The following is a 14,160-nucleotide window of genomic DNA, read 5'->3' on the forward strand; positions in this document are numbered from 1 at the left end:
TTGCCTCGCGGCCGGGAACGGCGAAGACCCCGCCGGTCCACGGCGGGGCCTTCGGAAGACAACCCTCAGGTGAATGGGTTGCCGTAGAGCGCGGTCACTTATGGAGTCAGGGCGTTTCGTCCAGCACGCGTCTCATGAGCGCCACGAACTCCGCGGGCTGCTCGAACTGCGGCCGGTGCCCCGAGGTCGCGAAGGTCACGACCTCCTTGTGCGGCGCCTGGAGGTCGGCGGTCCACTCCAGCAGCAGCCGCACCCGCCCCGGCACCTCGTGCGCGCCGACGACGAAGTACACCGGCACCTCCAGCCGCTGAACCTCCACGCGGAAGTCGATGTCCTGCATCCGCGGGTACAGCAGGTCGTACCCGTCCAGCAGCCCCCCGAGCGCGTGCGCCTGGTCGAGCAGTGAGTACTCGGGCACCCCGAGGCTCTCCGCGAATCCGCTCACCCCTTCGCTGTTCCGGCTCCGGTCATAGGCGAACGCCTCAGGCTCACTCGTCAACATCGGCTCGTACGAGTAAGCGTCACCGTACGGCGGCGGCCCGAGCCCCGTGAGCCGCTTCGCGAGCTCCGCCCGCCCCGACGAACGCGCCCAGGCCAGCGTCTCCTGGTACTGCGACCGGTCGGCCGCCGCCAGATCGACGGCCTGCCCGATCCCGATGTACGCCCGGAACAGGTCGGGCCGCTCCTGTACGGCGAGCACCCCCACCATCGACCCACCGGAATGCGCGACCAGATAGACCCGGTCCTTCCCGAACCTCTTCCGCAGATACGCCGCCATCCCCACGGTGCTCCGCACCTCGTCCTCCACCGTGAACGTCGCCGCCGGCTCGAACGCCGCGAACGACTTCCCCCCACCCCGCCGATCCCACGTCGCCACCACGAAATGCCGTTCGAGCTCCTCCAGATGCCGCCGCATCGCCCCGATCTCCGACCCACCCGGCGGCCCCGGCACGTACAACAACACCGGCTTCCCGGTGTCCACCCCCCGGATCATCACCCCGAACCGATGCCCGTTGACGGAAACAGTGGCCAGTTCGGCGACCCCACCCCGAGGCGCCCCCGCCACCGGCGCGGTACGCCCCGGCACCGCCACCACCCCCGCCACACCTCCCACGACCACCGCCAGCAGCCCCGTGACCACCCGCCCCGAATACCGCCGGACCCGCCCCTCCCGGACTCCGCCCCGCCGCCGCGCGACCCCCGCCCCCAGCAGCCCACCCAGAACCAGAGGAAGCAGCGCCACCACCAGGTGCACCCCCCGCCCGGTCACCAACGCCAGCACCCCGAACGTGGAGACCCGCACCCCGTCCACACTCGGCCCCCCGACCCCCATCCGCACCACCTCGAACACCCCCCAGAACACCAGAGGCGCCCCCAGCGCCACCCACCGCGCCCCCAGCATCCACCCCGCCGAACCCCCCACCAATAACGAAACCCCCATGGTCCCCAACGCCTCGCCCACCGTCCCCGGCCCCCGAGGCGTCCATAAACCCGCCACCACTCCCCAAAGCACCACAATCCCTACCGCACCGACAACCGCCCCACCCCGCCCCGAGAACCACTTCTTCATTGAGGACCCCTTACAAACAGGGAACACGGACCATCACCCTAATAAGGAGCTGAAAAGCCGTATCGCTCAGGGGAAGTCCGGTCCGCTGGGCGCCGGTCGGCCGCACCGCTGTGATCAACCGCTGAACCGCCGCGCCGGCGCCTCGGCCCCTTCCTGTTCTCGGCCCAGCTGACGATCCTGCGCAAGGTCTGCTCGTCCGGTGAGCCGGGCGGGACGGTGTAGACCATCAAGGTCTGGTCGGGCTCACCGGGAGGCGCCATCGCCTGATAGGTCACGGTCAGTTCGCCGATCACGGGGTGACGGTAGCGCTTCACGCCCCCTGCGGCGCTCGTTGACGCCGCGCTCGGCCCACAGCCGCGCGAACAGGGTGCTGGACGCCGGCAGATCGCCGATCAGCTTGTGCAGCAGCGGGTCGTCCGGATGGCGGCCGAGGTCGGACCGGAGGGTGCCATTCGCGGTTGGATGCAGCCCTTGGGATGGTCAAAAGTGAGTACTCGCCGTCCGGCGGTGAGCAAGGAGGGCGTCAGGCCGCGCACCGCTGACGGCCACACGCTCTCGAGGCAGGGGATGTGTGGGTCGGTCACGGCCACGGGTACGACATCGCCGCCGGTCAGCCGGGGAATGACGGGTTGTCGATCATCGGGGGAGTACGTTGTGAGGCGTGACTTCGGAGATGGATGTCGTTCCCGGTGCGGGGCGGGAATCGCCGGACGGCCGGGTGCCGGTGGAGGGTGGACGGCGGGGGGCGGAGGCGGATGTGCCGCGGCCGCGGGGGCGGCGTGGGCGGGGGGTGGCGCGGGGTGGTGGCGCTCCGGCCTCCGGGGCTCGCGATCGAGGGACGGGGCGGGTGCCCGCGGAGGTCGTGGAGTCCCTCAAGGGTGATCGCAGTCCTCGGAACATCCGCGACTGCCTGCCTGGGGAGCATCGGGAGGTCTTCGAGAGGGATTTCCGGCGGTCCATGGCCAGGGCCGCCGAGGAACTGGATCTCGATGCGGTGAGCGAGGTGCTCGCGTATTGGTGGCATGTCGCGCGGATGACGGCGACGGGGGAGTACCAGGAGGTCCTGGAGGAGAGCGGGCGGCTCGGAGGACAGGTGGAGAGCGGGGCGTACGTCCCGGGGCGGGCGGTCGGGGAAGCGATCGCCGAGAGGGCGGCTGAGCTCGGTGCCCGGCTCGATCTCTAGATGTACAGCGTCGGGGCGACCAAGCAGGCGGAGGAGCAGATCGGCGGGCTTCCCGGCGGCGCCTTGCCGGGGCTTCTCGAGGTCACGGTGTTCTTGCAGGTGGCTCCGTGGAACGGGCTGCCGTTCGTGTGCGGGCGGGGGGATTCGCCGGTGCGGACGCGTACGTTCGGGGGCGGCGGTGAGGGGATGGTCACGTACCTGATCGTGGAGTACCGGCGCACGGTCGAGATCGTCAACGTGGTGTGGTGCGGGTGACCGGTATGTGGGGGGCGGCCACATGGACCGGGGCGTTGTGGGGCGGGCGGGCCCGCGGCGGTCGTGCGGATCCCCGGGCGATCGACGTGGTGCGAGGCCTCGATATGTGGGTGGGCGGGATGGCATCGGACGACGGGGGTCGGTCAGGATGGGGGCATGGTCGACGAAGGTGCGTTGTTGTGGGAGCCGTCGGACGATGTGGTCCGGGGGGCGCGGGTCACTCGGTTCGCCGAATGGCTGGGGCGGGGTGGGGAGCGGTACGACGAGCTCTGGGAGTGGTCGGTCGAGCGGCAGGAGGAGTTCTGGGGGGCCGTCTGGGACTACTTCTCGGTGGTGGGGAAGCGCGGGGACGGGCCTGTGCTCCAGGGGGGCATGCCGGGGGCCGAGTGGTTCGCGGGGGCGACGGTCAACTACGCGGCCAACGCGCTGAAGGGGGACCCCGGTCGGGTCGCGGTCGTCGCGAGGAGTGAGGACGGGACGCGGCGGACGTTCACCTACGGTGAGCTCGCCGAGGAAGTGGGGCGGGTGCGGGCCGGGCTGGTGCGGCTCGGGGTCGGGCGGGGCGACCGGGTCGCGGCCTATCTGCCCAACACGCCCGAAGCGCTGATCGCGTTCCTGGCGACCGCCGGCCTCGGGGCGGTGTGGTCGTCGTGTTCGCCGGACTTCGGGGCGTCCAGTGTGGCGGACCGGTTCACGCAGATCACGCCCAAGGTGCTGATCGCGGTGGACGGGTACACCTACAACGGGCGGTGGTTCGACCGGTCGGACGTCGTGGCGGAGATCGCGCGGCGGTTGCCGGGGTTGACGGCGACCGTCGTGGTGGGGGAGGCCGGGGGCGTCGCCACCGGTGGGCGGGTGCTCGGGTGGGAGGAGCTCCGCCGCGAGGCGGGGGAGCTGGAGTTCGCGGAGGTGCCGTTCGGGCACCCCCTGTGGATCGTGTACTCGTCGGGGACGACCGGGTTGCCCAAGGCCATCGTGCACGGGCACGGGGGGATCGTGCTCGAACACCTCAAGGCGCTGAGCTTCCACCAGGACCTCGGGGAAGGAGATGTGTTCCTCTGGTACACCACGACCGGCTGGATGATGTGGAACTACCTGGTCGGCGGGTTGCTCGTGGGGGCGACCGTCGTGTTGTACGACGGGAGCGCCACCCATCCGGGGACGGACGCGTTGTGGCGCCTGGTGGCCGAGGAGGGGGCCACGTACTTCGGCACCGGGGCGCCGTATCTGATCGCGTCGATGCGGGCGGAGCTGCGGCCGGCGGGGCTGGAGAAGGTGCGGGGGGTCGGGTCCACCGGGTCGCCGTTGCCGCCCGAGGGGTTCGCCTGGATGTACGACGTGCTGCCGGACGTGCAGCTCGGGTCGTTCTCCGGGGGGACGGACGTGTGCACGGGGTTCGTGGGGGCGGTGCCGGTGCTGCCGGTGCGGGCGGGGGTGATCCCGTGCCGGTGTCTCGGGGCGAAGGTGGAGTCGTTCGACGCCGAGGGGAACGCCGTGGTGGGGGAGGTCGGGGAGCTGGTGGTGACGCGGCCGATGCCGTCCATGCCGGTCATGTTCTGGAACGACCCCGGCGGCGAGCGGTACCGGGAGAGCTACTTCGCGGACTACCCGGGGGTGTGGCGGCACGGCGACTGGATCAAGATCATGCCGGACGGGTCGTGCGTGATCTACGGCCGGTCGGACTCCACGCTGAACCGGGGCGGCGTGCGCATGGGGACCAGCGAGTTCTACCGGGTGGTGGAGCGGTTCCCGGAGATCGCGGACAGCCTGGTGATCGACACCGGGCAGCTCGGCAGGGAGGGGCGGCTGCTGCTGTACGTCACGCCGGCCGAGGGCGAGTCCCTGACCGACGACCTGGCGGGCCGGGTGAAGGCGGCGCTGCGCACCGAGTTGTCCCCGCGGCACGTGCCGGACGAGATCCACGAGGTGCCCGGCATCCCGCGCACGCTCAGCGGCAAGAAACTGGAGGTGCCGGTGCGCAAGATCCTGCTCGGCACGCCGCCGGAGAAGGCGGCCAACACCGGCGCGATGGCGAATCCTGAGGTGCTCAAGCACTTCCTGCCCTGAGGGCGGCGGGTCAGACGGCCTGGGGGAAGCGGAACAGGCGCCCCGGGTCGTAGGCGGCCTTCACCTTGGCGAGGCGGGTGGCGTTCGCGCCGTAGTACTGGCGGCGCCAGTTCTTCAGCGTGGGGTCGATGTAGTTGACGTACGCGTGGTCGCCGAAGTGGGGGTTCATCGCGGCGCGGGCGGTGCGCACCCACGCGGCGGCGCCGCTCAGGTGGGCGTAGTACTGGACGCTGAACAGGGCCTGGCGGTGGGGGTACGCGGTCGCGTCCGGGCGGACCCGGCCGATCCTGCCGCCGAGGGCGTCCACGAGGATCGAGTGGCGGCCGGGCCGGGCGGCCTGCTCGACCAGGGCAGCGATGCCCGCCGCGGACAGCGGGCGGTACGCCAGGTGCGACGAGGCGCGGAAGTCGTCCCGGGGGAAGGTGCCCTCGCGGGTGCGGCCGGGGAGGGTGCCCTGGACGTGGCACTGGGACAGGGTGCGCGACGAGCAGCCCCCCATGATCTTCATGGCCCGCAGGTAGGACGTCTGGGTGATCGACCGGCCGGTGAGCCGCCCGCCGACGCGGTCGATCAGCGGGTCGAGGAGGCGTTCGCACGCGGCGCGCGGGCCGACGTAGAGCCCGCCGACGGTGAGGGCGGGGCTCGGGTCGTGCCCGAGGTGGAAGTTGGCCCAGAGGGCGTCCGGCGCGGTGGGCGCCCACTGCTGCCAGACGGCGAGGGCCTTGCGCGCCATCGACCACGGCCAGTTGAGGAAGAACACCGTGACGTCCTCGATGGGGTGGGTCCTGAAGGTGAACGAGACCGCGACCCCGAAGTTGCCGCCCCCGCCGCCGCGCGACGCCCAGTAGAGGTCGGCGTCGTGGTCGGCGTCACAGGTCCGCACCCGCCCGTCGGCGGTGACGATCTGGACCGACTCCAGCACGTCGCAGGTGAGCCCGTACTTGCGGCCGACCACCCCGATGCCGCCCCCGAGCGTGAGGCCGGCGATGCCCACGGTGGGACAGGAACCCGCCGGGATGCTGACACCCTGGGCCGCGAGGCGGTCGTAGACGTCGATCAACTGCGCGCCCGCGCCCACGACGGCGCGTCCCGATGTGGCCCTCACTCTGTTCATCCGCGCCACGTCCACGATCAGGCCGGTCCCCGAGGACCACCCGGCGTAGCTGTGCCCCCCCGAGCGTGCCGCGACCGGCACTCCCGTCTTCCGGGCGAACGCCAGGCACTCCGCGACGTCCGAGGCGTCGGCGCAGTACGCCACCCCCGCCGGCCGGATGCCGTCGAACCGCGGGTTGTACAGCCGCCGCGCCGCGTCGTACGCCGCGTCCCCCGGCCGGACCAGCCGCCCGGCCAGCCCTTCCCTGAGCGCGGACCAGTCCCTGGGCACGGGTTTGGTCCGCGCCGCGATCGGTGACCTGGACGTGGCCCCCCCGGGCGGCGGCGTCCGGGTCCGCACGCCGGTGCCCTCCGGCGCGCACCCGGCCGCCCCGAGCACCGACAACGCCGACACGCCAAGGAAGCTCCGCCGGTCGAGCCGGGGTTGCCCGGTCGTGGCCATGCTTCCTCCTCGAAACGGTCAAGGGGCGCGAAAAAAGGTGCCTATTACGTGAGACGTGCCCAAAGGAGTTGTGGTTTATCACAGGTCGGTCTCGGAGGCGCTTGGGATGCGGGAGGCTGGTGTGGTGGAGGTGGGCGCGCAAGTTGACGTTTGAGGTGTGATGGGCTGATATCGGGTACGGCGGGGGGTGAGCCTGATCAATGGGGATCAAGGGTGCCACCGCTGGTGGAGCCCGTGACCTGGGGGCTTTCCGGGTCTGTGGCGTCCATGGGGACGGTAAGACGCCGGCCGCCTTGGCGGGGTGGGGGTCCGGCTGTGGCACATAGGTGATACCCCTCACAAAGGAGTGAGCGCGACATGTCCCTCGAAGAGGAGAAGGACGAGTTGCTACGGTCGGCTGCCGGACTGGACGCGGCAGGGGGCGACGGGCTGGACGGCGAGCGGGCGCTGACGTTGTTGCGGCAGTACTACCGGCATGTCGCGCCGGAGGACCTCCAGGACCGTGCGCCGGAGGAGCTGTACCGCACCGTGACGGGGCATCGCGCGTTCGCGGCGCACCGGCCGCAGGGACGGGCACTGGTGCGTGCTTACAGCCCGGCGGAGCGGCCGTTCTCCGTGGTGGAGGTCGTGACCGACGACATGTCCTTCCTGGTCGACTCGGTGACCATGGAGCTGGACCGGCACGAGATCGGCGTCCACCTCATCGTGCACCCCCAGATGGCCGTCGAACGGGACATGACGGGCCGCATGCTCGGCGCCGAGCGCGGCGTCACCGGCCAGCTCCTGGCCGAGTCGTGGATGCGCATCGAGATCGACCGCCAGACCGACGAGACCGTGCTGCGCGCCCTGGAGGAGGACCTGCGCCGCGTCCTCCAGGACGTACGCAACGCCGTCGAGGACTGCGACAAGATGCGCGCCCTCGCCCTGGACCTCGCGGCGGACACCTCCCTTCCCCTGCCACCGGAGGAGATCGAGGACAGCACCGAGCTGCTGCGCTGGCTCGCCGACGACCGCTTCACCTTCCTCGGCTACCGCGAGTACCGCCTGGAGAGCGCCTCCGACGGCGACCGGCTGCGCGCCGTGCCCGGCACCGGCCTCGGCATCCTGCGTGCCGACAAGGCCGGCTCCACCAGCTTCGCCGCCCTGCCCCCCGAGCTGCGCGCCAAGGCCCGCGAGAAACAGCTTCTGGTCGTCACCAAGGCCAACAGCCGCGCCACCGTGCACCGCCCCGTCTACCTCGACTACGTGGGCGTCAAGGTGTTCTCCCCTGAGGGCGAGGTGGTCGGCGAGCGCCGCTTTCTCGGCCTGTTCACCCATGTCGCGTACAGCGAGTCGATCTCCCGCATCCCGGTGCTGCGCCGCAAGCTCGGCGAGGTGCTCGACCGCGCCGGCCTGGCCCCCGACAGCCACGACGGCAAGGACGCCATCGAGATCCTGGAGAGCTACCCCCGCGCCGAGCTGTTCCACGTCCCGGCCGAGGAGCTGGTCCCGGTCGTCGCCGGCGTGCTGCGGCTGCGTGAGCGCAAGCGGGTGCGCCTCTTCCTCAGCCGCGACGACTACGGCCGCTACATCTCCTGCCTGATCTACCTGCCCCGCGACCGGTACACCACCGACGTGCGCGTGCGGGTGCAGGACATCCTCCTGCTGGCCCTCGGCGGCACCTCACTCGACTACAGCACCATGATCGGCGAGTCCCCTCTGGCCCGCCTGCACGTCACCATCCGCGGCGAGCGCGGCAAGCCCCTCAGCATCGAGGGTGTGGACGTCGAGGAGCTGGAGTCCCGGATCGCGGCCACCACCCGGTCCTGGGAGGACGGCCTCGCCGCCGCGCTCGGCGACGACGCGATCGCGATCGGCCGCTACGCCGCCGCGTTCCCCGAGGCGTACAAGGAGGACTTCACCCCCGACGTCGCCGTCGAGGACCTGCGCCGCCTGGAGGGCATCGCCGCCACCCCGGGCGAGATCGCCATGGACCTGTACCGCCTCCACGACGAGTGGCGGTTCAAGCTCTACCGCATCGGCGCCGCGGTCTCCCTGTCCGACGTGCTCCCTTTGCTCGGCCGCATGGGTGTCGAGGTCGTGGACGAGCGCCCGTACCGCGTGGCCCGCAAGAACGCCGAGCCCTGCTGGATCTACGACTTCGGCCTGCGTTTCCCGCCCTCCGACCGCGTCGGGGACGAGGCGTTCACGAGGCTGGTCGAGGACACCTTCGGCGCGCTGTGGCGCGGCGAGATCGAGAGCGACGGCTTCAACGCGCTGGTCCCCGCCGCCGGCCTCACCTGGCGCCAGGCCGAGATCCTGCGCGTGTACGCCAAGTACCTGCGCCAGACGGGCACCACGTTCAGCCAGCGCTACATCGAGAAGGCGCTGGTCGGCAACCTGCGGCTCGCCGGCCTGCTGGTACGGCTGTTCGAGGCCCGGCTCGACCCCGCCAGGTCGCCCGAGCTGCGTGACGACGTGGGCGACGCGCTGCGTGAGGAGATCCTCGCGGCCCTGGACGACGTGGCGTCCCTCGACGAGGACCGCATCCTGCGCGCGTACCTGGAACTGATCACCGCCACGCTGCGCACCAACGCCTTCCAGACGCTCGCCGGCCGCCGCAAGCCGTACATCTCCCTCAAGCTGGACTCGGCGTCCATCAGCGTGCTGCCGCTGCCCCGCCCTATGGTCGAGGTCTTCGTGTACTCGCCCCGGGTCGAGGGCGTGCACCTGCGGTTCGGCAAGGTCGCCCGCGGCGGCCTGCGCTGGTCGGACCGCATGGAGGACTTCCGCACCGAGGTGCTCGGCCTGGTCAAGGCGCAGATGGTGAAGAACACCGTCATCGTGCCCACCGGCTCCAAGGGGGGCTTCGTCGTGAAGCGCCCGCCCGCGGGGGGCAGGGACGAGCTGACGGCCGAGGGCGTGGCCTGCTACCGCCAGTTCATCTCCGGCCTGCTCGACCTCACCGACAACCTCGTGGACAACGAGGTGGTGCCCCCGCACAACGTGGTGCGGCACGACGGCGACGACACCTACCTGGTGGTGGCCGCCGACAAGGGCACCGCGACGTTCTCCGACATCGCCAACGCCGTCGCCAAGGAGTACGGCTTCTGGCTCGGCGACGCGTTCGCCTCCGGCGGCTCGGTCGGCTACGACCACAAGGCCATGGGCATCACCGCACGCGGCGCCTGGGAGTCGGTGGCCCACCACTTCCGCTCGCTCGGCGTGGACGTGCAGACCACCGACTTCACCGTGGCCGGCGTCGGCGACATGTCCGGCGACGTGTTCGGCAACGGCATGCTGCTGTCCCGCCACATCAAGCTGGCCGCCGCCTTCGACCACCGCCACATCTTCGTCGACCCCTCGCCCGACCCCGAGCGCGGGTACGCCGAGCGGGAACGCCTGTTCGCGCTGCCGCGCAGTTCCTGGGCCGACTACGACCCTTCCCTGATCTCCCAGGGCGGCGGCGTCTGGCCACGCACCGCCAAGTCGATCCCGGTGTCCCCGCAGATGCGCGCCGCCCTCGGCATCGCCGACGGCGTGCCCGCGCTCACCCCGAGCGATCTGATCAGCGCCATCCTCAGGGCCCCCGTGGACCTGCTGTGGAACGGCGGCATCGGCACCTACGTCAAGGCGTCCACAGAGAGCCACGCCGACGCGGGGGACAAGGCCAACGACCCGCTGCGGGTGGACGCCTCCACCCTGCGGTGCAAGGTGATCGGCGAGGGCGGCAACCTCGGTCTCACCCAGAAGGCCCGCATCGAGTACGCCCTCGGCGGCGGCCTGGTCAACACCGACTTCATCGACAACTCGGCCGGCGTGGACACCTCCGACCACGAGGTCAACATCAAGATCCTGCTGGACCGTGTGGTACGGGACGGCGACCTCACCGACGCCGAGCGCGACCAGCTCTTCCTCGACATGACCGGCGAGGTCGCCGAGCTCGTGCTGCGCGACAACAAGGCGCAGAACGTCGTGCTGGCCGCCGCACGCGCGCAGGCCCCCGAGATGCTGCACATCCACGCCCGCTACCTGCGCAAGCTGGAGCGCGAGCACCACCTCAACCGGGGGCTTGAGTCCCTGCCGTCGGACAAGCAGATGGCCGAGCGGCGCCAGTCGGGCCTCGGCCTCACCGCGCCGGAGTTCTCGGTGCTGCTCGCCTACACCAAGCTCACCGCCGACCACGAGCTGCTGGCCTCCGACCTGCCCGACGACCCGTTCCTGGAGTCGTGGCTGGTGTCGTACTTCCCCTCGGCGCTGCGCGAGCTGTTCCGCAAGCGCATGGACTCCCACCCGCTGCGCCGCGAGATCATCGCCACCGGCGTCGTGAACGACCTGGTCAACATGAGCGGCATCACGTTCATGTTCCGGTTCGGCGAGGAGACCGGCGCGTCCACGCCGGACATCGCGCGGGCGTACCTGGTGTCCCGCGAGGTCTTCGGGATGCCCGCGTTCTGGCGGTCCGTCGAGGCGCTGGACAACAAGGTGGACGCCGCCACGCAGATCGCCATGCGCCTGGAGGGACGCAAGCTGGTCGAGCGGGGCGCCCGGTGGCTGCTCGGCAACCGCAGGCCGCCGCTGGACCTCACCTCCACCGCGCGGTTCTTCAGCGAGGGCGCCGAGGGCCTGCTGCCGCACCTGCCGAAGCTGCTCGCCGGGCGGGACCTCGCGGCGTTCGAGGAGCGCCGCGACGGGTTCGTCGCCCGGGGCGTGCCCGCGGACCTCGCCGAGCGCGCGGCGGTGATGGTGCCGGCGTACTCGACGTTCGACCTGGTGGAGATCGCGGCCCGCACCGGGCGGCCGGTGCACGACGTCGCCGAGGTGTACTTCGACCTCGCCGACCGCATCCAGCTCTCCCGGCTGCGCGAGCGGGTCATCATGCTGCCCCGCGACAACCGGTGGAACTCCATGGCGCGGGCCGCGCTGCGCGACGACCTGTACGCCGCGCACGCGACCCTCACCCGGGACATCCTCACCCACAGCGAGCCGGGTCTCGGCCCCGAGGAGCGGCTGGCCCGCTGGGCGGAGGCCAACTCGGCGGCGGTGGCGCGGTCCCGGCAGACGATCTCGGAGATCTGGGAGAGCGACACCTTCGACCTCGCGACGCTGTCGGTGGCCCTGCGCGCGATCCGCACCCTGGTCGCGGCCGGCAGCCTGCCGTACGCGGAGGGCTGAGACGGCCGGCGGCCCGCCGTACACGGAGGACTGCGGCGGCCGGCGGCCCGCCGCAGGCGGGAGACCACCGGCCGTACGCCCTCGGCGGCGTGCGGCCGCGGGTCACTCCCCGCTGACCCCGGTGACGGCGCCGTCGTAGCCCACGACCTCCGACAGGCGGGTGGCGCCGCGTGGCTGGACGTGGGCGACGTACTGCTGGGTCTCCGTCACGCGCAGCTTGCGGCGCACCACCGGCCTGCCGATCGACCAGCGGGCGTTCTCCGGCACCGGCACCACGCCGATGGCGTTGGCCGTCTGGGCCTGCCAGTTCGTGGTGCGGCTCAGGGAGTACAGCACCACGCCCCCGCCGTCGGTGGCGCGCAGCGCGTAGATGGGGTACTCGGTCGCGCCGAAGATCGAGTCGTACAGGAAGCCGAGCCGCTTGGCCTCCGGCTTGGCCTCGCCGACCTCGGTGAAATAGCCGGTGGTCTGCGGGCCCGCCGCGATCAGCCCGGCCGCGAAGCCGCCGGGACCCTCCTCGGCGATGGTGGCGTGCAGCGGCGCCATCAGGTGCGGGCTGATCGCCAGCGTGTCGTCCCGGGTGGGCAGCGGCGTGGCGTACCCCTCCTCGTCCAGGGAGACGCCGAGCGGCGCGCCGTCCACGTCCAGCGGGGTGGCGGCGTAGAGCAGGGACGCGAAGCTGAGCTGCCAGCGGGAGTTCTCGTACTGCCGCATGAACGCCAGCAGGGCCGTGCGGCGGTCACCGCCGGGCTCACGCCGCTCCACCAGGGCGGCGAACCACAGCGGGAAGCGGTCCAGCCGGGGCACCAGCAGTCGCGGCTCGCCCCAGGTGTAGCGCGGGGGTTTCAGGCCGGTGGACCGGAACTCCGTCACCGTGATCGGCGACTGCGCGTCCCGCCTCTGCGCCAGGGCGTACGGCTCGTCGCCGGCGGCCCGCACCACGTCGTCGGTGGCGAGGACGGCCCGCACGACCTCCGCCGCCTCCTTGAGCGTCACCGTGGGCGGCTCCTCCGTGGTGGGGGACGCCTCCGGCGAAAGGGGCGCGGACGGGGACGGCGAGCGCCGCGCGGCGGGCGGCTCGGAGGTGCAGCCGACGATCGCCCCGGCGACGAGGAGCGTCGCGAGCGCGGCACGCACGATCCTGATCACGCTCGCTCGCCTTTCGGAAAAGAGTCCCCGCCGGACGCCATGCTAGTCACCGCGCGAGCCGGCTCCCGAATTCGCGTACTCTTGGCAGTTGTGGCAGTCATCGATCCCGTAGAAGAGATCAACGAGCTTAGCGGCACCCTGAAGGGCATTCAGGACGTGCTCGATCTCGACGCTATGCGCAAGCAGATCGCCGATCTGGAGGCGCAGGCTGCCGCGCCCGATCTGTGGAACGACCCCGAGCAGGCGCAGAAGGTCACCAGCAGGCTGTCCCACCTGCAGGGCGAGCTCACCAAGGTCGAGGCGCTGGTGCGCCGGCTGGAGGACCTCCCGGTCCTGTTCGAGCTGGCCGAGGCCGAGGACGACGCCGACACCCGCGCCGAGGCCGAGCGCGAGCTCGTCTCGCTGCGCGGCGACATCAACGCCCTCGAGGTGCGCACGCTGCTGTCGGGGCCGTACGACGCGCGCGAGGCGCTGATCACCATCAACTCCCAGGCCGGGGGCGTGGACGCCGCCGACTGGGCGCAGATGCTGCTGCGCATGTACCTGCGCTGGGCCGAGCGCAAGGGTTACTCCACCGAGGTGTACGACACCTCTTACGCCGAGGAGGCCGGCATCAAGTCGGCCACCTTCGTGGTGAAGGCCCCCTACGCCTACGGCACCCTGCGCGGCGAGCACGGCACCCACCGCCTGGTGCGCATCAGCCCGTTCGACAACCAGGGCCGCCGCCAGACGTCCTTCGCCGGCGTGGACGTCGTGCCCGTGGTCGAGCAGACCGACCACATCGACATCAACGAGGACGATCTGCGCATCGACGTGTACCGCTCGTCCGGTCCCGGCGGCCAGGGCGTCAACACCACCGACTCGGCGGTCCGCATCACCCACCTGCCCAGCGGCATCGTGGTCTCCTGCCAGAACGAGCGCTCCCAGCTCCAGAACCGCGCCTCGGCGATGGCCGTGCTCCAGGCCAAGCTGCTGGAGCGCAAGCGCCAGGAGGAGGCGGAGAAGATGTCTGAGCTGCGTGGGGAGACCACGACCTCCTGGGGCACCCAGATCCGCAACTACGTGCTGCACCCGTACCAGATCGTGAAGGACCTGCGCACGTCGGTCGAGGCGGGCAACCCGACGGCCGTGCTGGACGGCGACCTCGACGAGTTCATCGAGGGCGAGATCCGCTGGACGCGACGGCAGGAGTCCGGCGCCGCCTGACCACCGGCCGGCCCCAGTCCG

General features: G+C 71.5%; 9 protein-coding genes. 5 read left to right on the forward strand and 4 right to left on the reverse strand.

Annotation, left to right across the window (positions count from 1 at the left end; genetic code table 11):
- Positions 1-106 precede the first annotated feature (106 nt).
- Together ABGB17_RS28410 and ABGB17_RS28415 are read right to left on the reverse strand one after the other, a co-directional pair.
- Positions 107-1,441 carry an alpha/beta hydrolase gene (locus tag ABGB17_RS28410; RefSeq protein ID WP_347634940.1) on the reverse strand — a complete coding sequence of 445 codons (1,335 nt, stop codon included), beginning with the start codon at positions 1,439-1,441 and terminating at the stop codon, positions 107-109.
- A 167-nt stretch (positions 1,442-1,608) separates the two neighbouring features.
- Complete coding sequence (locus tag ABGB17_RS28415; protein ID WP_347634990.1) at positions 1,609-1,956, reverse strand: hypothetical protein; 348 nt, start codon at positions 1,954-1,956, stop codon at positions 1,609-1,611.
- A gap of 461 nt (positions 1,957-2,417) precedes the next feature.
- Between ABGB17_RS28415 and ABGB17_RS28420 the strand changes: the two genes are divergently transcribed.
- The 3 genes from ABGB17_RS28420 to ABGB17_RS28430 all read left to right on the forward strand — a co-directional run bounded on the left by ABGB17_RS28420 (position 2,418) and on the right by ABGB17_RS28430 (position 5,075).
- Positions 2,418-2,753 (forward strand): DUF6247 family protein, encoded by a 336-nt coding sequence (locus tag ABGB17_RS28420; protein WP_347634942.1) that lies wholly within the window; start codon positions 2,418-2,420, stop codon positions 2,751-2,753.
- The gene (locus ABGB17_RS28425) at positions 2,754-3,008 is read left to right on the forward strand and encodes a hypothetical protein (protein WP_347634944.1); all 255 of its coding nucleotides are present in this window, start codon (positions 2,754-2,756) and stop codon (positions 3,006-3,008) included.
- Positions 3,009-3,164: 156 nt separating this feature from the next.
- On the forward strand, positions 3,165-5,075 hold the full coding sequence (locus tag ABGB17_RS28430) for an acetoacetate--CoA ligase (protein WP_347634946.1): 1,911 nt from the start codon (positions 3,165-3,167) through the stop codon (positions 5,073-5,075).
- A 10-nt stretch (positions 5,076-5,085) separates the two neighbouring features.
- Here ABGB17_RS28430 and ABGB17_RS28435 read toward each other — a convergent pair whose 3' ends face one another.
- The gene (locus tag ABGB17_RS28435; RefSeq protein WP_347634948.1) at positions 5,086-6,630 is read right to left on the reverse strand and encodes an FAD-binding oxidoreductase; all 1,545 of its coding nucleotides are present in this window, start codon (positions 6,628-6,630) and stop codon (positions 5,086-5,088) included.
- 357 nt (positions 6,631-6,987) lie between these two features.
- Between ABGB17_RS28435 and ABGB17_RS28440 the strand changes: the two genes are divergently transcribed.
- Positions 6,988-11,784 carry an NAD-glutamate dehydrogenase gene (locus tag ABGB17_RS28440; protein WP_347634950.1) on the forward strand — a complete coding sequence of 1,599 codons (4,797 nt, stop codon included), beginning with the start codon at positions 6,988-6,990 and terminating at the stop codon, positions 11,782-11,784.
- A 102-nt stretch (positions 11,785-11,886) separates the two neighbouring features.
- Here the strand turns inward: ABGB17_RS28440 and ABGB17_RS28445 are convergent, their stop codons facing one another.
- Entirely contained in the window at positions 11,887-12,933 is a 1,047-nt protein-coding gene (locus ABGB17_RS28445; RefSeq protein WP_347634952.1) for a hypothetical protein, read from the reverse strand.
- A gap of 90 nt (positions 12,934-13,023) precedes the next feature.
- On the opposite strand from ABGB17_RS28445, the gene prfB reads away from it, so the two are divergent.
- Positions 13,024-14,139 (forward strand): peptide chain release factor 2, encoded by a 1,116-nt coding sequence (prfB, locus tag ABGB17_RS28450; protein WP_347634954.1) that lies wholly within the window; start codon positions 13,024-13,026, stop codon positions 14,137-14,139.
- The last annotated feature ends 21 nt before the right edge of the window (positions 14,140-14,160 follow it).

The sequence above is a fragment of the Sphaerisporangium sp. B11E5 genome (assembly GCF_039871875.1).
In the GTDB taxonomy this organism is placed as follows: Bacteria; Actinomycetota; Actinomycetes; order Streptosporangiales; family Streptosporangiaceae; genus Sphaerisporangium.